Genomic DNA, 19256 nt, shown 5'->3' on the forward strand with positions numbered 1-19256 from the left:
TTAGCGGTCTCCCCAGCGAATGCGGAGAGAAGGGCGGCCTTCGATGTTCCAGTCGCCGGTGTCCGAAGAAACAAAATACTTGCCGCTGTGATAGGCGGAATCCGCCTCATACAGGATGAGTCGCAACGGTTGATGGCTGGCGTAGGCATTGGCGACGGCGTAACTCACATCCCAGCTCCAGGGAATGCCGGGCCAGCCGTTCCAGTTGTTCCCCACCGGATCGACCCAGCGTCCGGTCACGTTTTCCCACGCCAGCGGCGCGTTGTTCCAGGTGATGGTGGTTTCCCGCCAGTCTTCGGCGGCTGTCAACACCTGAATCCAGGATGGCTGCGCGTCTCCGCCTCCGGCGTTGCCAAACTGGTGGAGCGTGAGCGTCGCCGAGAGAATGATTTTTCCCGGCGGCACAGCATCGAGCGGGAAGGTGACATAATATTTGGCGAAGCAGGGCCAATCGGCGACATCGGATTGGTTCTGAATGTTGAAGTCCGGCGCTTTGCCATAGTTGCGATTGGCCCATTCGTTCCAGATGTGATAGTCGTCGCCGGGACATTGATTGGTGATGGCGCCGCCGACGTCGGCGTCGATCACGGTAGGGTCATTTTGGCGTTCTCGCCGGATGAGGACCTCGCCCGTCACCGGAACGTTGGGCGCGGCATAGCCCGGCAGCCCGAAGCGCAGCCGTCCCCAGCTGGTAGGTTGGTCGCGATGCAGCGTCTCCGGCCAAGTCTGGACAGGCTGCGGCGCCTCGTTGCGTCCATCTCGATCATGAAGCAGTAGCCCGAGCCGCCACTCGCTGCCGATCGCAGGCGGGGCGTTCAAACCCAAGGTGGCGAATGGAACGTCGAAGGTCATCGCCCAACCGCGATCGGTTCCGCGGTTGTCGTTGAGCGATTCGCCTCGCCATCCCGGTTTGGTGGCGATGTTGATCGTGCGTGGCTGCCAACCTTGTGATTCACCCCGATAGACCGCTCTGTGCGCATTGCTGGAGTCGGGCGATAGCTGCGCAACGAACTGATAGGAGGTGGCGGAGAGCGCAGCCGCGGCGGGATTCAGATCGAGCAGGAGGGTGACGGCGTCCCAATCGGTCAGGGTCTCGGACGTCGGCGTCTCATCGTACCACAGGTGACGGTCGAAGACGGCCAGATAGACGGTGAGTTTCTCCTGATTGTAGCCAACGCGCACGTCGGCGTAGTTGCTGCTTTCAGAAAGCTTGCCAAACCAGAAGATCGCCATCTGCTCAAAGACAATGTTTCCGTCGAAGAACGGCGCGTTGACCCGTCGCATCGACGCAGCGGGCGGCGTGGCCGGCGGTGGTGGCGCCGTCGCTGTGGGGGTCGCCGTAGCGAGCGGGGTGGCCGTCGGCGTGGCGGTTGGGGTCGCCGTGAAGGTGGGCGTAGGCGTCGGCGGCTCCTGGCGGCTGATGGCGGGCAGGTAAATCGTGGTGGAAGCGCCGGTTCCGTCCTGCCCCAGAACCGGAGTGGCGGGAAAACCGGTCTCTACAGCCGCAAACACGCAGGCGATGGCGAACAATCCGATCGCAAGTCGAACGACAAATTTTGTCATCATCTTGAATCCTCAGAAATGCAAACTGTGCATGAGTCCAAAACCTTCTTTGTGCTCTCCGGATCGATGCGGGGATCAAAAGAATTGATCCCCGCATTGATATGAGAAGGTGCAGCTTCTACCCTTCCGCCGCTTCCATCACGCGGATCTGTGACGGATGGCTTACGTAGATCACCGGATCGCCCTGATACCATTCGATCAAGCCGGTGACCTGAACGCGCTGGCCAGGGGCGTAGATGCGCTCCGGCGGCTGGGTGAAATTGCCCCAGTATGGCTTGAGGATGCGGACCAGGAAGGCGCCCTGGTGAGGCGTCTTGAAGGTCAGATACACCGCCTTGCCATTGTTGAAGACATCGTGGAGAACGCCTTCGACGGTGACGGTGCGGCCTGCGTAGTCGCGCGCCGCCGTGTAGTCGATGACGCCTTCGTGGACGAACGATAACTGCGCTGCCGCAGCCTGCTCCGGTGGAGGCTGCATGGCCACGCCGGTCGGCTCGCCGTGCTCCAACGCCACGACTGCGCCGTCGGTGCTCACGAAGTAGATGGTGTCGTTGCTGACCACCCAGGAGGCGTATTCGCTCCAGTAACGGTCATAGACCTGCCCTTGGTTGTAATAAATGTAAAAGCCACCCGGAATCGTGCGCGGATCGCCATCCTGCGTTAACCCATTAGGACAATAGTGGCTGGTGCTGAATCCACAGTTGCTGGCGGAAGTGATAATGTGCGGTAGATTTGCTGTTGTGATCGGATTGGAACCCGAAGCCCCGCGAGAAGGAGAACGATCAAGGACGCGATGGGCAAGGCCAAACATCCAGTGTCCCCCAAGTAAATCGTTGCCCGCCATGGAGAGATTCGCCTGTTCATCGGTGGGGAAAAAGGTGCTTTCCATAAAACGAACATCTCCCGCCGCAAAACCTGCGACCGCCTGATCGCTCAGCATTAGTTCTCCCAGACGGGAATCTGCGCGGCCATCACATACGCCTTCCATCAGACAGGGGGTTCCTCTCATGACAACGTAGGCGACTTCGCTGCCATCCCCAAAGCGTTTCACCACAGGCATTGGCCCCATCGGCATATAATCGCCATCTCCAAAGCCGCCGTGACCTACGTTTGGAATAAACGCAGTCGAACCATTATCCAGACTTAAAGCCAGGAGAGCTTGTTCGTCAGGTCGATTCATAAGATTGGCTCTCATCGCGGCGTTCGAACTCGGCCAGGGCGACCATGTCCACATCGTTTGCCAGTCGAGACGCAGTTTGATGAGCACAACTCCACTCTGTTCTGCAATCACCGGCCAGCCTCGACTCACCTCTGCAAAGTTATTGCTGTCCGATGACCCTGGGTTGCCCGGCTCCAACACGGTCGTCTTATTGCGCCAGGCGCGGCTGCCATCGCCGTTGCGAATGGCGTGCACGTACAAGTCCCGCGAAGCGACCACCACCAGATCGCGCGTGGCCGAATAGGCGGGCGGCGTGTCGACCGGCGAGCCGGCGTTGTAGCGCCAGATCTGCTGCATGGTGCGCTTGTCGACGGCGTAGACGAAGTTGCCCATTGAGAAAAAGACGCGCTCGCCGGCGATGGCGGGCGGGAGCGGCAGGTTGCTGCTGCCTTCTCCGGCGAAGCTGCCTATGGTGTCGCCGTTGGCGGCGTTGAGTTTGTAGAGCGTCCCGTTGTTGGAGACGACAAAGAGCGCAGCGGTGTCGCCGTCGTAGGCGGGCGTCGAGTTGATGGCGCCGCCGGGGTTGCGGTTCCAGAGCACGGCGCCGTTGGCGTCGTTCAGCGCATAGACGCCACGACTGCCCGCAGCGATGTAGACGCGGCCGCCGCCGGTCACCGGCTGGCTGTTGCGCGGCAAGCCGAACTTGCCCGAAGAAACGCCGCCGGTGGCGTTCGGCCCGTTCCACGCCCACTTCCAGCGCCAGGGCGTCGGCACCGAGACGGGATTGTAGCCGGTGCGCTGCGCATCATGCGCATGTTGCGTCCACTCCGAAGGCCCTACAGGCGGCGGCGTCCCTGGCGTCGGCGTGGCAGATGGGGTCGCCGATGCCGTCGGCGTTTGCGTCGGAGTGCGCGTCGCCGTACTGGTGGGCGTCGGCGTCGGCGTCGGCGTCGGCGTCGGGAGGTTGGCTGATATAAAGGGTAGATATACAGAACCAGGAATGGTTTCTCCCGGCCCTTCCTGCCCGTAGAGCGCCGACGGCGGATAGCCGGCGATAAGGCCCACCGTGACAACCAGCGCAAAAATTGTGATGCCGATATGGAGTCGATACATTGCTCGTTCCTTTATTCGTTTTTCCATCTCTTCCAGGAAACTGCACGGTTCTTAACAAAAACCTCCGGCAAAATTGTGACCCTCACCCCCCGGCCCCCTCTCCCAAGGCTGGGAGAGGGGAGGAGGCCCTCACCCCCCGGCCCCCTCTCCCAAGGCTGGGAGAGGGGGAGAAAAGAGCGCCGTCGCTGCAGTAGCTGCGGCTCGCAGCCGCAGGTTTCGTCCGGAGGCCGCAAGGTCTTGGGAATGATCCATGGAAGCGCAGCTACGAGGTGCGCCTGCGTGTTGCCAGGAATCATTGGTTAAATTTCATCCAGCTTCCCTGAAGGTTCGACATATGCGTTCCAAATAGACTGCGCCATAGACTACGTCGCGACGACTGTGGCGCAGCCAAATCGGGATTCTACCATCCTCCCCTCAATTGTTGCTGTACGAAGCGCTGCGGATTCGCCTGTGCCGAATGAACGTCTGTTCTGCGATTGCGCTACGTCTTCGCTGCATCTGTTCGATTCGCTCCAGATACGGTACAATGGCGATACTGACCTGGTTTGATTATCCTTGCAGCGCCAATCTGACAACAGCGCGGATTGCTGTAATCCAGCTTCGTGCACCTGGTGTATATGCGAATCCTTTTTTTAACGCAGGTCTTGCCCTATCCCTTGGACGCCGGACCGAAAACACGCGCTTATTTTGTCCTACGCTATCTTTCTCAACATCATGAAGTGACTTTGCTTTCCTTTGTGCGCAAGTCCGACGCAGCGGAGGCGATCGATCACCTGCGCTCGTTTTGCCGGCAGGTCATCGTCGAACCGATGGCGCGCTCACCGTGGAAAGACGCCGGCTACATGGTGAAAAGCCTGGCGTTGCATCGTCCTTTTCTCATCGAGCGCGACGCCTCCGCCGCTATGACCCGACGCATCGAAACGCTGGCGCACACGACGCCTGCCTTCGACGCCGTGCACGCCGATCAGCTCTGGATGGCGCCGTACGCCCTGCATTTTTGTAAAGCCGCCGCACAGCAGGGCAAACGCCCCCTTGGCGTCCTTGATCAGCACAACGCCGTTTTCATGATTCCGCAGCGCATGGCCGACGCCGAGCGCAACCCGCTCAAGCGGACGCTGATGCAGCTCGAGGCGCGCAAGCTGGCATCCTTTGAGGTGGAGACCTGCCGTCGTTTTGACCATGTCATCTGGGTGACTTACGAAGATCACGCCGCAGTGCAGGCGGAGGCGGCGCGCAGAGGGCGGGAAGTCCCGAATGACGGGGTGCTGCCCATCTGCGGCGACCCGGAGGCAATCGCGCCGATCGTTCGCGCTGCTCAAGCTCGCCGCGTCACGTTTTTGGGCGGACTGCACTATCCGCCCAATGCGCAAGGCGTGTTGTGGTTTGCGCGTGAGATTTTTCCGTTGGTTCTGCGCGAGGTTCCCGACGCCATTCTGACGGTCATCGGCAAGCAGCCCCCCTCCGAGCTTGCGGCGCTCCACATTCCCACCCGCAACCTGGAGATCGCCGGCTACGTCGAAAACCCGACGCCTTATCTGGCGGAAACCGGCGCATTCATCGTCCCTTTGCTGGCGGGCGGCGGCATGCGCGTCAAAATTATCGACGGGTGGACGTGGGGGCTGCCCATTGTGAGCACCCGTATCGGCGCCGAGGGAGTGAACGCCGTGCACGGAGAGAACATCCTCCTGGCCGATGCGCCGGCGCCGTTCGCCCGCAGCGTCGTCGATTTACTCACAAATCCAGAGTTGAATGAACGCATCGCCTGCGGTGGACGACGCACGGCGTTGGAGCGCTACAACTGGCGCGTCGTCTATGGCGGCTGGGATCGCATCTACACCGGCTCGCCGCACAGCGACAACCGCACAGGAGCTGTGACCCCATGAACATCTTGTTTGTCGTCCCCTACGCTCCCAATCCCGTGCGCGTGCGCCCGTATGAATTCATCCGTACGCTGGCGCGTCGTGGCCACCAGGTGACGGTCGCCACATTGTGGACATCGGAGCAGGAGCGCAGCGACCTGGAGCAGCTCAGAGCGACGGGCGTTGCGGTCATCGCCGAGCCGATGCGCACGCTGCATTCGTTGCTCAACAGCGCCCGCGCCCTGCTGGGGTCGACGCCGCTGCAGGCTTCGTATAGTTGGAATCCTCACTTGATGACGCGCATTCGCGAAACGCTCCAGAGAGTCCACGTCGATGCAGTGCATGTGGAGCATCTGCGCGGCAGCCGTTACGCCGTCGGCGTGCGTCATTTTTTTGACAGCGTTCACTTGCCGGCGCGACCGCCGGTCATTTGGGACAGCGTCGATTCGATCTCCTATCTCTTCGAGCAGGCTGTGCAGACGAGCCGCACGCTGCGTAGCCGCCTCATCACCGGCATCGAGCTGGAGCGCACGCGCCGTCACGAGGCCTGGCTGGTGGGCCAGTTCGAGCGCACGCTGGTCACCTCGGCGCTGGATCGGGCGGCCTTTGTCGGGTTGCTCAACGAATATTTCCCCGAGGCGCTGCCTGCGCTGGCCGATCGCATCGAGGTGATCCCGAACGGCGTCGATCTGGAGCGTTTCGCCTTTCGCGATCCGTTGCAGCGACCGCCGGCGACGATCATTTTCAGCGGCAAGATGAGCTATCACGCCAATGTCACGGCTGCTTTGCATCTGGTGAACGATGTGATGCCGCTGGTGTGGGCGCAGCGACCCGACGTGCAGGTCTGGATCGTCGGTCGCGACCCGACGGCGGAGGTGCGCAGGCTGGCGGAAAGTCATCCACCGTCGCCGGAAAGCGGCAGACCGCGCGTGGTGGTGACCGGCGCCGTGCCCGACATGGCCGCGTACATCCAGGCGGCTACAATCGCTGTGGCGCCCTTGTTGTACGGCGCAGGCATCCAAAACAAGGCGTTGGAGGCGCTGGCCTGCGGCACGCCGGTGGTGGCCACACATCAGGCGACGGCCGCGCTCAATGTTGTCTCCGGCCGCGAGCTGCTCATCGCCGACGGCGCCGAAGCGTTCGCCCAGGCGCTGCTGACGCTGCTGGCCAACCCCGAGCTGCGCGCCCGGCTCGGCGCGGCGGGGCGACGCTTCGTCGAGGAGCATCATTCCTGGGACGCAGCCGTCGCCCGTCTGGAGGCTGTGTATCAGACCCCGCCGCTGCCATGAAACGGAATAGGTGTTGCGTGATACGTGTTCCGTCACGCACCACGCAACACTATCTCATCACCGCCGGCAAATAGAGCCGCGTCGCTGTTTCCGTCAGCACAGCGTAGACGCCCACCCCGCGGCTTTCCGCCGAAGCCAGCGCTTCGCGCTCGCCGTTGCGGTTGACCGTGCTGATGACGGTGGGCAATTTCTCCCAGAATGCGCCGTTCCAGAAATAGATCGAGCGAGACTCCTGCGCCGTCGATGACGCCGCCGAGGCCTGGACTGCCATACCCGGCGATACGTCTGTGAGGTAAAGGTTGATCGAGCCTTGTTCGGCCAGGGAAGGCGGCAGCGCAATCAGCCGATACATCTGCCCGAAGAGTTGGGCGCCGGCGGGCGTGGGCAGGTGGCCGGCCATCGACTGAATGGCGATGAACTCATTCGCTTTCAGGCTCGCCCCGCCGGGCAGCAGGAAGAACGCTTTGCCGTCTGAGGAGGTGACCTGTGCAAAGCCGATCTTTTGCTTGGGGCCGGGCACTGCGCCTCCACCGACGCCGTAATCCACAATCGCCTCGCGGCGCGGGTTGACGGCTGTGGCCGGCTCCTCCACCCACACTTGCACGAAGGCTGCAGGCGTGACGCCCGGCACGCTGAAGACGCCCGACCAGTCGCCGCCTGTCTGCGTCAGGGTGATGGCGGCGGTGGGCGCCGCGGCGTGCTCCGGATAGAGGCGGGCGCGCAGCACGGCGCCGGTCACCGGCTGCGTCACGGAAATCCCCACCCGCGTTGTGGTGATGGGCGTCACCTGGATCACCGGCGCCCACGTTGGGTCGCGACGCATCGCCAGCGTGTTGTCGCCGGGCTGGATCACCTCGCAGCCGAACTGATGCCGCGGCGTCTCAGGCGGGTCGGCGTGCGGGTCGATGTCGATGACGCACAGGCGATCGCCCGCCTGCGCGCCGGTGAGCGTCACTTGCGGCGGCGCCACACCCTGCGGCGGTTTCCCCTGATCAAGGATGCGGTCGAAAGCGCCGTCGTTGTTCAAATCGCGCAACAGGAACGCCCGCGCTTCACCGGAGGGCAGCTCGTTGTTCTGATAGGCGAGCTGAAAGACCTGGTTGACCAGGGGCGCGGGGCCGGCGGGCGGAACGAAGGAGACGGTGGTCAGCGCAATCGGCAAGGAGCTGAGATACGGAGCGGCGCTTTCTGGAATTTGCGCCCAATCGAACCAGGTGCGAATGGTTTCCCATTCGGTGCGGCGAAGGTTATATGCTCCCAGCGTGTCGCCGCAGGCGGCGCTCCAGTGCGCACTGTCCCAGATGAACGCCTGATTCTCCAGCGCGTAGACGTAGCCCATGGCGCTGCCGGTGCAGGCGAAGGTTTCCGTCACCACGCCGCTGGGCAGCACGGCGAGGTAGGCGTCGAACTGGCCGAGCAAATAGTGCCCCAGCTCATGCGCGAGCGCTGCGGCCCAATCGCGGCTGACGTCTACGCCGGGCGGCAGCGGCTGCGAGGGCGGAACGCCGTAGCGATTCCAGTGGCTGCCGATGTACATCTTGCCCGGCTCGTAGACAAAATCGACGGTGGGGTCTGGGTCGGGCGTCGAGGCGTTGACCTCGCCTTTGATGTAGGAGAGCGGGCGCATGGCGTTGTTGGCGTAGAGCCAGAGATCGGTCTGCGGATCGTTCCAACGCTCATAGTTTTGATAAATCGTCACTTCGCCGAGTGCAAACTGACCCTCGGTAAAGCGGTAAAAATGCTCGGACGCATCGACGATGCGCCGCGCCAGCGTCGCCTTGTACGCCGGATCGCCTTCCAGATTCCACTGCGCAGAAACCTGCAGATCGCGCACGAAGAGCGGCCGTTGCAAGACCAGCCGCATCTCCGGAAAATTGAAACCTGTCGGCCAGACATAGGCTTCGGCGCGCACGCTCTGCGGCTCACCGCTGGTGCGATAGAGCGCGCCTCGGGCCGTTTGCTGGTCCAGACTACGCGCCCACAGCACGTCGCCGAGCTGAATGGCGCCGGCGTCGAGCACGTAGCCGGCGCTGTCCGTTGTGTATTGCTGGTTGGTCGTCGCGTTGAAGACCTCGGCGTTGGCGACCGGCTTCAGACAATCCGCGTCGTCGCAGACGCGCACCGGCGGCAACTGGAACGTCACGCGCAGCAGGGGCGGTTGTTGTGCGGGGTTTTCCACGCTGTGAAAGACGCGCGCATCGCCGGTGGTCGCCAAAGTGTCCAACATGAGGCCGAAATTGACGTCGGGATCGTTCACCCAATCTTGCACAAGGGCGGTCAAGGCGGAAGAGGTGTAGGCGATGTATGCGTTGGTGGATGCGGGCGCACTCCAGACATCCCAGGAGGTGGCGGCGGGTTGGTTGCTCCAGGTGGTTTGTCCGGCGTTCCAGGGCGCAGCGACCCGATGCACGTGGACCGGGTTTCCGCTTCCGACCGTCTGGTGCAGCTCCAACGCAACATTTTGAACAGAGGAGCCACGCGGGATGGCGGCCAGGTTGAAACGCAGATAGGCGCGCTGTTGCAGCGTGGTGCTGCCAAAGATCAATCGCAATATTTGCAATGTGTCGGCGTCAGAAAAGCTCTGCGTCGGATTGGCCGAATCGACGTACGTGTCGGCGACAGGACGGAAGATGCGCGTCTCCACCTGCGGCGCATCGACCGCTGCGGGGGTTACATTCGCCTCCTGGGCAAAAACCGAGGAAGGCGCAGCGATGAAGAAAAAACAAACGACTATCCACAGCGCAGCTTGCCGGAACGCTGAATTCTGTGGCGGGAAAAAAGGGCGGCGTCTTTGCTGCTCTTGATTCGCAGGGATTAGTATCTTCAGTATCTTTCGTCGTGCAGCTTGTTTCGAGTCTGGGCGCACCACAATTGTTCTCCTCTTCTCTGCTCTCGGCGCAGCCGCAGCGAGTCGCCGTCTCACCATTCGATGTCGCTGCGATTGGCTTCGATCCGGCTGTCTCGCTCCGCCACCACGCGCGGTAAATCCAGAATGTGAATGACGCCGTTGTCGAACTCGAGCAGACCGCGGCGTCGCCAGTCGGCCAGAATGCGGTTGACCCACTCGCGCCGCGCGCCGATCATCGAGGCCAGGTCGCTCTGGTTAAGGCCGAGATCGATGCGGTAGCGCTTGCCCGGCGTCAGCTCCTGGCCGTATTGCTCGTTCGCCTGCAAGATGATGTGCAACAGTCGTCCTGGCGCATCGAATTGAGCGATGGACTCGGCGTAGGCGGCCGTCCAGCGCAACTTGCCCGCCAACAGGCGAATAAAGGCCATGGCGAAGCGCGGCAAGCTCTCCAGATGATGGAGAAAACGCTCCTGCGACATGCTGAGCAACAGGACGGGCGTGATCGCCCTGGCCGTCGCCGAACGAGGCGCGTGATCGATCGCCGCCAGCTCGCCGATCACGTCGTTGGTCGAAAAGATGGCGATCGACGTTTCGCCTCCGGATGGGCTGGTCGTGTAAATGCGCACTTTGCCCTTGAGCACGAAGTAGACTTCGCGGCTTTCATCTCCTTGTCGAAAGATGACGTCATCCCGGTTATACTCTTTTAGACGCAGATCATGTACAATGGTTTCGATGTCTTTTTTCGACAGATTGCGGAACAGCGGCATCTCCTGCAGCAAGGCAATCCGTCGCGCCAGGGCGTCATCCTGCATAGTGAAAACCCTTTCCATCGTATGTCTCTAGCGGCTCATCGGCTATATCATAAACCGCCGATTCGGTGTGCTTGAATTCACATTCTCTGCGTTGGCTGCGAAATGCTGCACGAAGAACGATTGCGGCTATGATGTTCTCATTGTCATGCATGCGTCGCGCCTTCGTCTGCATTCTCACCTTGCTCTGATTATGGGGCAATGCTCGTCGGCGCGCAACTCGACGTAACAAAGCCTGTCGTAAAAATCCCGATCGCTTTTCTCCTGGAGGCAAGAGTTGTGATGTCGCTGTTTACATGGCTGCTGCTCGGTCATCTGATCGGGGATTGGATGCTCCAGAACGACTGGATGGCGCGCTACAAGCGAGGACGTTGGTGGAGTTTGGAATGCATCGTGCACTGCGTTGTGTATAGCGTCAGCGTCGTGTTGGCGGCCTGGTGGGGCGGTCGAGGATTCGTCTCGGAGCTACAGCTGGCGGCGGCCTTCTCTTTTCTTCTGTTCTCTCACTGGCTGATCGACGGATTCAACCTCGCAGGATGGTGGGGGCGGGTCGTCAACCAGACGCAGACGGACTTCGTGCGCATCATGGTCGACCAGACGATGCATCTGATTGTGCTCGGCGTATGCGTCTCGTGGATTTTTGTTTGATTTTGTGCGCGTCGGCGAAGGGCGTCGGTCAAAACAGCGTATAGATAAACGGCCCCACCACCGACGCCTGCGCCACAATGAGCAGGCCGCCGAAGATCAACAACACCAGCACCAGCGGCAGCAACACGAAGTTCTGCCGACGCACAAGAAAGAGAAGCAGCTCGCCCGCCGTGCCTAGATTCAGCCCCACGTTGCGCAGCCACACGCGCAGCCCATTTTTGTAGATGCTCCACAACAGCGAAATCACCAGCAGCGCAACAACCACCCAGACGAAGATGCGCCACACGAGATGACCCCAGGCGCGCGGCAACGCCGGGAGAGGATGTTGCACGCTCAGCGTCGCGGCGTTGGGGGCGCTCGTCAGCCACTCGCTCAACGCGTGCGCTGCAACGGCGTGCCCTTCCGCAGTGAAATGGCCGTCGTCGCGCAGATAAAGCCGCTTCCCCTCGGCCATCTGCTCGCGGAAGAGCGGCGCAAGATCGAGCAGCGGGACGCCCGCGGCGGCGAAACCGGCTTTCGCCTGCTCCGCAGCTTGCTCCGTGCGCCAGCTTTGCGTCTGCATGGCCGGATAGCTCTGCAAGATGCGCCGCCATTTGTCGGCGTCCAACTCTTCCGCAGCCGGCAACAGCACCCCGCGCAGAGGAACGTGGAGGCGCTCCGCTTCCCTGCGCATGGCCTGCAGGAGCGCCGTCGTCGTGCGGAACGCTTCCTCCCACGCCGGCGAGGGCGACGAAGCGTAGACGCCGTAGGCGATGGGAATGTAATCGGACCCTTGCGCTCGGTCGCTGCTCTCCTGACCGGCGTCGATCAGGCCGACGTCCGCCAGCCAGGCGGCGAAGCCGGGCGCCGCCCGCCGGATGCGCGGGTCGAGATAACGATAGAGCGCCGAGTAACGATGCAGCCAGTCGCCCAGGCCCGTCAGCGGCTTGACGCCTTCCGCATCGGCGCTGCGAAAGACGGTCGGCTGAATTCCAAGCTCGTCGAACCTGGCGCGCAGCCGGTTGCGACTCTCGCGCGCAGCGTCGGGATCGAACGGGAAGTCGTTCAGATGGAGCTCGTCCCCGCGCAGCTCGAACCAGGGCTTGCGCACTGCGCCGAGATTGGCAAGCTCCAGCGGCATGTAGTTGTTCATGAAGTCGTTGCCGGCAAAAAAGGCCAGCACGATCAGGTCTGGAGCGTATTTGTAGCCCTCATGTTGCAGCCAGAGCAATTGCTGGTCCGTGCCCCAGCCGCCGACGCCGGCGCTCACCACTTCGACGCGCACCGGCGCTCCTTCGTGCAGCGCGCCGGCTTCGTTGAGCATCTGCGCCATGCGCTGGCCGAACGTCTCCTGTTGCGCCACCTGCATCGCCTCGACGAAAGAATCGCCCAGCACAAGGATGCGATAAACGCCCTCCGGCTTGTCGTAGCCGATCTCTTCGGGGCTGCGCAGACCCAGTGCATTGATGCGAACGTGCTGGTCATACTCGTACATCGGATTAAACCAGCGCCCCTCGGCGTTCGGCTGCAGCGACCAGCCGGTGACAGGGTCGGGCACGCGCCAGAAAAAGCCGGTCGGCTCCGCCGGCGGCGCAAGACGAAAGAGGCGCAGGCCGACCTCCAATGCAGCCACCGTCAGCAGTGCGTATACGGCGAGCAGCAAACCAAGCGTCAACAATCTTCGGATCATTCGCCCACCGCCCCTTTGTAGGCAGGATCCCAGCGTCCGCCCATCTCCTCTTTGCGCACCATGAAATTCTCCAGCACCAGCACGTCGATGTCGCTGCCGACGAAGGTTCTGAAGGCGTTCTGCGGCGTATTGACGATCGGCTCCCCGCGCAGGTTGAACGATGTGTTCAAAATGACGGGCACGCCGGTCGCCTTGCCGAACGCTTCAATCAGTCCATAGTAGCGAGGATTCCAGCAGGAGCGCACGGTCTGGAGACGCCCTGTGCCGCCGACGTGCGTGGTGGCGGGAATGACGCTCTGTTTCGGTTCATGCACCGGGCTGACCAGCAGCATGTAGCGCGCCAGATAGTTTTCGTCCAGCCCCGGCGTGGCGAAATAATCGCCGGCGCACTCTTCCAGCACTGCGGGCGCAAAGGGGCGGAACGGCTCGCGGAATTTGATCTTGCTGTTGACGATCTCCTTCATGGCCTCGCTGCGCGGGTCGGCCAGGATGCTACGATTGCCCAGCGCGCGCGGCCCCCACTCGAAGCGGCCCTGAAACCAGCCGATGACCCGGCTTTTCGTCAGGTCATCCACCAACCGATCGAACAAGCGGTCGTCCGGCAACTCGACATAAGGAAGGCCCATTTCATCCAGAAATTGTGCAATTTCGGCGGGAGAGTAGGCCGGCCCCCAGTAGGCGTGCTCCATCGTATCGACGCGCGGTTTGCCCAGCAGCACATGATAGGCGTAGAGCGCAGCGCCGAGCGCGCCGCCGCTGTCGCCCGCCGCAGGCTGGACCCACACCTGTTTGAATGGGCCCTCGCGCACGATGCGGCCGTTGGCCACGCTGTTGAGCGCGACGCCTCCCGCCATGCAGAGATTTTCGGCGCCGGTGCGGCGATGCAGGTCGCGCACCATGGCCAGAATCGTCTCCTCGGTCACCCGTTGAATCGAGGCGGCGATGTCTGCATAGTATTGATTCTGCTCTTTGATTTTTCTGTCGATGTGGGGTGCGTGGGGGTGGGTCAGCTCGGTGATGAATTCGCTTTTGGGAGGACGCGGCGGCCCGAACAGCTCGACGAAGCGCTGGTTGAAGGTGTGTTGCGTAGAGTGATGAAAGCTGAAGTAGCGCATGTCCAGGTGAAAGGAGCCGTCCTCCGCCACATCGATCAGCTTGCGCACCTTGTCGATGTAGCGCGGCGTCCCATAGGGCGCCATGCCCATCACCTTGTACTCGCCGTTGTTGACCTGGAAGCCCAGCCAGGCGGTGAAGGCGGAGTAGAGCAACCCCAGCGAATGAGGGAAGCGAATTTCGCGGTCGAGCGTGATCTGGTTGCGCCGTTTGCCGTCGCCCCAGTCGGCGGTGGCGTAGCCTGTAGCCGTCGTCGTCCACTCGCCGACGCCGTCCAGCGTGAGGATGGCGGCCTCTGCATAGGGCGAGCAGAAGAAGGCGCTGGCGGCGTGGGAGATGTGATGGTCGGCGAAGAGCACGCGATCCGCCGCGACGTTGAGCCGCTTCACCAGCAGCGACTTCATCCACAACTTCTCGCTGAACCAGGTGATCATCGCCTCGCGGAAGAGGCCCGCGCTGCGCGGGACCGTCGAGAGCGTCGAGTAGAGAATGCGCTCGAATTTCAGCAACGGCTTTTCGTAAAAAACGACGTAGTCCAGCGCTTGCGCCGGAATGCCGGCGGCGCGCAGGCAGAAGTCGATGGCGTGCTGCGGGAACGAGGCGTCTCCCTTGACGCGCGTGAAGCGTTCTTCTTCGGCGGCGGCGACGATGCGGCCGTCGGCCACGAGGGCGGCTGCGGCGTCATGGTAGAAACAGGAGATGCCCAGGATGTACATACGCTATCCCTGTCGTCTGGCGTCCTGCAATCGGGTCGAGGAAAGGGCGCGGGTGCGCCAATAAGAGCGCCCATGGGGACGCCGCAACGTCAGTGCATCTTCGGTGATGCGCACAACGAAGCCGGTCGGCAGCGCCACGACGCCGTACAGCAGGGTCAGGATCACCTTCGCCTGAAAATCGGCGACGACTCTGGCGTATCTACCGGCGCTGTCTGTCAAACGAAGAAACCGGTGTTTCATGGCTTGCGCTCCACTTTTTGGGGCCTACTATGCCACAATTTTGAGGGATTCTGCAAACAAAATAGCGCAAGACGACAGGGGAAAAGTCGGAAAACGCATTTGGTGGGCCGCCCGATCTGTAGTACAATCGGCTGCATCGCTTGCAGGAATGGCGGCGCTGTTTTGCTTTCAGAGGTGTTGCACGGCTGGCCGACGAACCCAAACGTTCGTGTGCGCATCGATGGGTTCCCCACTTGAAAAATTGAGTCGGAAAGTATCGAGAATCGTCGTCGATTCTGTTCTGCACCGGTGATGCACTCATCAGTTCATTGACATTGATATTGTCAGGAAATGCCTGCATCCCAAAAGGATGTCGGCGGATTTGGAAACCGGAAGCAGGAACCGCACGAAGAGATTCACGTTCTCAAGGGAGGTGCACATCCATGCGCGTGTTGTTTGTTGAAAAACAGATCAACTACGAGCCTCAGGGCATCATGCAGCTCTCCTCGGTGCTGAAGCAGGCCGGTCACGAGGTGGCGCTGGCGGTCGCCGACCTGGAAGACCCCGTGCAGGTGGCGCGGGAATTCGAGCCGGACATCGTCGGCTACAGCGTCATGACCGGTTCGCAGCGCTACTACTTTGACCTTAATTTGAAGATTCGGGAGGCGTTGAACGGCCACAAGGTGATGTCCGTCTTCGGTGGACCCCACCCGACGTTCTTTCCAGAAATGATCGAGGAGCCGGGCGTAGACGGCCTGTGCGTCGGCGAGGGCGAAGGGCCGATCGTCGATCTGGCGAACGCACTGGGCAACGGCGGCCTGAAGCCGGATATCCCCAACTGGTGGTTCAAGATTGACGGCGAGATCGTGCGCAACCCGGTGCGCCCCCTGATCCACGACCTTGGCTCGCTGCCGCACCCCGATCGTCCCTTGATTTACGACAAGCACCCTTATCTGAGCGATTCGCCGATCAAGCACTTCATGGGTTCGCGCGGCTGTCCCTACCAGTGCACCTACTGTTTCAACCACGCCTACTACCAGATTTACAAGCGGGAGCGCCGCGGCAATCAGCGGCCGGTCGACAGGATCATCGATGAGGTCCAGTGGGTGCGCTCACAGTGGCCGCTGGAGCATGTCTTCTTCATCGACGATCTGTTCATCATCTTCGACGACTGGCTGGAGGAGTTTGCAGAAAAATGGCCGCGCGAGGTGGGGCTGCCCTTCTTCTGCAACGTGCGCGCCGATCTGCTGGTGCGCGCGCCTTACAAGGCCGACCTGCTCGCCAAGGCCGGCGCCTATACGGTCAGCATGGGTATCGAAGCGGGCAACGATCGCATCCGCCGCGACCTGCTGAAGCGCCACATGAGCAAGGAACAGATCATCGAGGCGGGCCGCCTGCTGCGTTCGGTCGGCATCAACGTGACCGCCACCAATATTCTCGGGTTGCCCGGCAGCCGGCTGGAAGATGACATCGAGACCATGCGCCTCAACGCCGCCGCCAAAGTCTCCTACGCTCAGGCCTTCATTTTTCAACCCTACCCCGGCACCGAGCTGGGCAAGTACGCCGAGGACATGGGGCTGGCCAACGTGGGGACCTTCGACGACATCGCTTCGATCTCATGGGAGCGCTCGCCGTTGCTCTACCAGGATGAGGACGAAAAACGCCAGGTCGAACATCTGCAGCGCTGGTTCGCCATCGGCGTTGAGTTCCCCTGGCTGGAGCCGGTGATCCGCTGGCTGATCAAAGCGCCGCACAACGCCTTCATCGACAAGGTTTACTGGTATATCCACAAGACATTCAAGGGCGTTTTGTTGCAGCGTCGCGTCTACGCCACCCGCTTCAGCGTGAGGAAACTGTTTGTCGTCGCAAAGCATTTCTTCCGCATGGGTTCCTAGCGCAGATGACCCACCAGGAAGCGCTCGAGTTGATCCGAACCCTTCTCAAAGCGCCCAACGACGAAGCGCTGATGAAGGAGATCAATCTCAACCTGCCGCGCATCGACGGGACGTTTTTCGCCGTGTTGCATCGATCGGCGGAGCAGTTGCGCCGCGAAGGCAAGCCCCACATCGCCGACGCCTTGCAACGGCTGGGCGACGTGATTCTGCGCATGCGGACGTTGATATAAGCGGCCAAATCATCCCGCAGGTCATCGCCTCTGGCGCGCCATTGCGATCGCAACAGAGTGGTCGCCGGCCGATCAAGATGTAGTGCGTCTCCCTATGAAGATCAACCCCAATAACCCCACCAGCGTGAGCCCGGAGACGACTGCGCCGGCGGTGCGCACAGGCGTCTGGCCCATCTCAACGTCGATGCGATGGACGCCCGCCGGCACGTCGATCTCCATGACGCCGTGCGGCGGTGAGACTCGATAATCGACGCTTTGGCCATCGAGGCGCACCTGCCAGCCGGGAAAGGCGAAGAGCCGAATCTGCACCACGCCGGGCGTCTGCATGGCGACCTCGCCGCCGAAGCGCTGGCCGCGGCTGTAGACGGCGGTCACAGCGCCTTCGCCGGAGAGAATGCCCAGCCGCTCCAGTCGATCGGGGTCGAAAGGGGCGGCGCCCTGCGCCAGTGCATCCGCATATTGCGGCGTCAGCGGCGTCTCGGTGAAGCGCTCCTGCACGAAGTTCGTATAGCCAAGCATATCGGGATGCTGGCGCTCGAACTGAAAGACGGCGCGGCCATCCTCGCGCCACGGCTCGACCGGCTCCAGCGAGGCCGGCCGCGCATAGCCGGCGCTCGCAAAGACGATCGTCGCCGCCATCACCAACACGCCGACCTCGTTTCTTTGCCGTGAAGACGACCAGCCGAGCAGCGGCCACATCGTCAGCCCGCCCAGGGCGCTGAGCAAGAAGATGACCAGCGTCAACAGCCGCCAGGGAAACTGGAGCACCTCCAGAAAGGAGAGCGTCTGCCAGACCCAGGCTGCGCCGGGCGTCATCATCCACAGCAAGACGCCTGTGGTCGCCAGCAGGAAGATCGGCAGGCTGCGCGTGCGTCCCATGCGCGCGATCAGCAGATAGAGCGCCGCCAGCGCCAGGATCGCCAGCAGGACGCCGAGCTGAAAGCCCATGCCGTCGTTGGCGCCCGTCGGATCATCCGAATAGCCGTAGCCCCAGAACGGGCTGAAAAACTGCCCCCAGTGGACGAAATGGCGAGAGTAGACGTAGGTGTCGCTCACCCAGTCTTCCTGCGAGAGCAGCGGGCCTTCGATCAACAGCGGCAGCACGTAGATGGCCGCCGCCATCAGCCCTGCAGCGCCTGCTGCGCCGGTCACAATGAACTGCGCCGCCATGGTTCGCCACCGGCGGTTGGCAAGCGCACCGTCGCGTCGCCATTGCACCCAGAGCCGAAACAGAATAAACGCCATCAGCAGCGGCGTCGCGGCCATGATCGCAAAGGCGTGGGTGAAAATGAGCAGGGCGTACGTCAGCGCTGCGACGGCGAGGCGCGTTTGCCAGCCGGGGCGCAGCCCTTCCCCAATGAGCCGGTCAAACGCCCAGAAGACCCACGGCAACCAGCCGATCAGCATCGTCTCCGCCAGCGCAGCCCGCACGTATATGTCGAGCAGATGGTAAGGCGCGAAGACGTACAACAACCCTGCAATGAAGCCTGCCTGGCTGGCCTGTCGCGCTGCTTCCCCTGTGTTGAGCGGCGAGGCTTCCTGTCGCGGCCAGGTCAAAACCCAGCGCCGCACCAGGCCATACATGCCCCATGCGCTCAACAGGAAGGCCGCGGCCCAGGCGCATTTCACCGCCGTGGTGACGCCGAGGCCGAGGAAGAGAAAACCCTGCGCCACATAAAACGCCAACGGTGCCTGGAGCAGAAAGGTGGGGAACCCATACCCCTGGTTGTGATGCATCGCCCAGATCGGCCACAGCGCGCCATCGCGAATCGCCTCATCGAACATGGCGACGAAGAAGACGCTGTGCCGGCCGTCGTGCGCGCTGTAGAAATAGCCCGGCGCCAGCAGCGGCGTCAGGGCGAAGAAGGTCAGCGCCGTCAACAGCAGCCAGTAGGGATCGGGCTTCCATCTATGCGTTCGGTTCACCTCGCTCATTCCCCTTCATCAAAAAGAACCGACGATTGCTCCTACACAACGTCCATGGCCGCCCCCACTCTCCCGCCCTCATGCTCTCATGTTCCCTTGCTCTCATGTTCCCTTGCTCTCATGCTCCCTTGCTCTCATGCTCCCTTGCTCTCATGCTCCCTTGCTCTCATGCTCCCTTGCTCTCATGCTCCCTTGCTCTC

General features: G+C 62.0%; 13 protein-coding genes. 5 read left to right on the forward strand and 8 right to left on the reverse strand.

Going from position 1 to position 19256, the window contains the following annotated elements; translation table 11 throughout:
• Both Q0367_RS06510 and Q0367_RS06515 read right to left on the reverse strand, forming a co-directional pair.
• Positions 1–1566, reverse strand: coding sequence for a DNRLRE domain-containing protein (locus Q0367_RS06510; protein ID WP_297634514.1), 1566 nt, complete (start codon positions 1564–1566; stop codon positions 1–3).
• A 115-nt stretch (positions 1567–1681) separates the two neighbouring features.
• The gene (locus Q0367_RS06515) at positions 1682–3835 is read right to left on the reverse strand and encodes a PQQ-binding-like beta-propeller repeat protein (protein WP_297634511.1); all 2154 of its coding nucleotides are present in this window, start codon (positions 3833–3835) and stop codon (positions 1682–1684) included.
• A gap of 617 nt (positions 3836–4452) precedes the next feature.
• On the opposite strand from Q0367_RS06515, the gene Q0367_RS06520 reads away from it, so the two are divergent.
• Positions 4453–5718, forward strand: coding sequence for a glycosyltransferase family 4 protein (locus Q0367_RS06520; RefSeq protein WP_297634508.1), 1266 nt, complete (start codon positions 4453–4455; stop codon positions 5716–5718).
• The gene (locus Q0367_RS06525) at positions 5715–6983 is read left to right on the forward strand and encodes a glycosyltransferase family 4 protein (RefSeq protein ID WP_297634505.1); all 1269 of its coding nucleotides are present in this window, start codon (positions 5715–5717) and stop codon (positions 6981–6983) included. The genes Q0367_RS06520 and Q0367_RS06525 overlap by 4 nt, the downstream gene beginning before the upstream one ends.
• 49 nt (positions 6984–7032) lie before the next feature.
• Here Q0367_RS06525 and Q0367_RS06530 read toward each other — a convergent pair whose 3' ends face one another.
• Together Q0367_RS06530 and Q0367_RS06535 are read right to left on the reverse strand one after the other, a co-directional pair.
• A complete protein-coding gene (locus Q0367_RS06530; protein WP_297634502.1) occupies positions 7033–9627 on the reverse strand; it encodes a DNRLRE domain-containing protein in 2595 nt (864 codons plus the stop codon).
• 275 nt (positions 9628–9902) lie between these two features.
• Entirely contained in the window at positions 9903–10643 is a 741-nt protein-coding gene (locus Q0367_RS06535; RefSeq protein ID WP_297634499.1) for a Crp/Fnr family transcriptional regulator, read from the reverse strand.
• Positions 10644–10922: 279 nt separating this feature from the next.
• On the opposite strand from Q0367_RS06535, the gene Q0367_RS06540 reads away from it, so the two are divergent.
• On the forward strand, positions 10923–11288 hold the full coding sequence (locus tag Q0367_RS06540; RefSeq protein WP_297634496.1) for a DUF3307 domain-containing protein: 366 nt from the start codon (positions 10923–10925) through the stop codon (positions 11286–11288).
• A gap of 28 nt (positions 11289–11316) precedes the next feature.
• On the opposite strand, the gene Q0367_RS06545 is transcribed toward Q0367_RS06540, so the two are convergent.
• From Q0367_RS06545 to Q0367_RS06555, 3 genes are read right to left on the reverse strand one after another with little or no spacing between them, the layout of a single operon-like run.
• On the reverse strand, positions 11317–12957 hold the full coding sequence (locus Q0367_RS06545) for a DUF5989 family protein (protein ID WP_297634493.1): 1641 nt from the start codon (positions 12955–12957) through the stop codon (positions 11317–11319).
• Positions 12954–14786: a carbamoyltransferase gene (locus Q0367_RS06550; RefSeq protein ID WP_298981275.1), complete on the reverse strand. Its 1833-nt coding sequence runs from the start codon at positions 14784–14786 to the stop codon at positions 12954–12956. Before Q0367_RS06550 ends, Q0367_RS06545 begins: the two co-directional genes overlap by 4 nt.
• Before the next feature lie 3 nt (positions 14787–14789).
• Positions 14790–15026, reverse strand: coding sequence for a hypothetical protein (locus tag Q0367_RS06555; protein WP_297634488.1), 237 nt, complete (start codon positions 15024–15026; stop codon positions 14790–14792).
• Between the two features lie 422 nt (positions 15027–15448).
• Here Q0367_RS06555 and Q0367_RS06560 point away from each other — a divergent pair, with 422 nt between their 5' ends.
• Both Q0367_RS06560 and Q0367_RS06565 read left to right on the forward strand, forming a co-directional pair.
• Positions 15449–16900, forward strand: a complete 1452-nt coding sequence (locus Q0367_RS06560; protein WP_298981277.1) for a B12-binding domain-containing radical SAM protein — start codon at positions 15449–15451, stop codon at positions 16898–16900.
• Between the two features lie 29 nt (positions 16901–16929).
• Entirely contained in the window at positions 16930–17130 is a 201-nt protein-coding gene (locus Q0367_RS06565) for a hypothetical protein (RefSeq protein WP_297634481.1), read from the forward strand.
• Between the two features lie 72 nt (positions 17131–17202).
• Here Q0367_RS06565 and Q0367_RS06570 read toward each other — a convergent pair whose 3' ends face one another.
• A complete protein-coding gene (locus Q0367_RS06570) occupies positions 17203–19056 on the reverse strand; it encodes a 6-pyruvoyl-tetrahydropterin synthase-related protein (RefSeq protein WP_297634478.1) in 1854 nt (617 codons plus the stop codon).
• Positions 19057–19256: the final 200 nt, after the last annotated feature.

It is taken from the genome of uncultured Caldilinea sp. (assembly GCF_937128415.1).
Taxonomy (GTDB): Bacteria; Chloroflexota; Anaerolineae; order Caldilineales; family Caldilineaceae; genus Caldilinea.

What these genes read in the sequence shown, in the direction of transcription:
- Q0367_RS06525 (WP_297634505.1), top strand. Translation starts at nt 5,715, where the DNA reads ATGAACATCTTGTTTGTCGTCCCCTACGCTCCCAATCCCGTGCGCGTG.
- Q0367_RS06550 (WP_298981275.1), bottom strand. Translation starts at nt 14,786, where the DNA reads ATGTACATCCTGGGCATCTCCTGTTTCTACCATGACGCCGCAGCCGCC.
- Q0367_RS06515 (WP_297634511.1), bottom strand. Translation starts at nt 3,835, where the DNA reads ATGTATCGACTCCATATCGGCATCACAATTTTTGCGCTGGTTGTCACG.
- Q0367_RS06510 (WP_297634514.1), bottom strand. Translation starts at nt 1,566, where the DNA reads ATGATGACAAAATTTGTCGTTCGACTTGCGATCGGATTGTTCGCCATC.
- Q0367_RS06555 (WP_297634488.1), bottom strand. Translation starts at nt 15,026, where the DNA reads ATGAAACACCGGTTTCTTCGTTTGACAGACAGCGCCGGTAGATACGCC.
- Q0367_RS06535 (WP_297634499.1), bottom strand. Translation starts at nt 10,643, where the DNA reads ATGCAGGATGACGCCCTGGCGCGACGGATTGCCTTGCTGCAGGAGATG.
- Q0367_RS06545 (WP_297634493.1), bottom strand. Translation starts at nt 12,957, where the DNA reads ATGATCCGAAGATTGTTGACGCTTGGTTTGCTGCTCGCCGTATACGCA.
- Q0367_RS06520 (WP_297634508.1), top strand. Translation starts at nt 4,453, where the DNA reads ATGCGAATCCTTTTTTTAACGCAGGTCTTGCCCTATCCCTTGGACGCC.
- Q0367_RS06540 (WP_297634496.1), top strand. Translation starts at nt 10,923, where the DNA reads ATGTCGCTGTTTACATGGCTGCTGCTCGGTCATCTGATCGGGGATTGG.
- Q0367_RS06560 (WP_298981277.1), top strand. Translation starts at nt 15,449, where the DNA reads ATGCGCGTGTTGTTTGTTGAAAAACAGATCAACTACGAGCCTCAGGGC.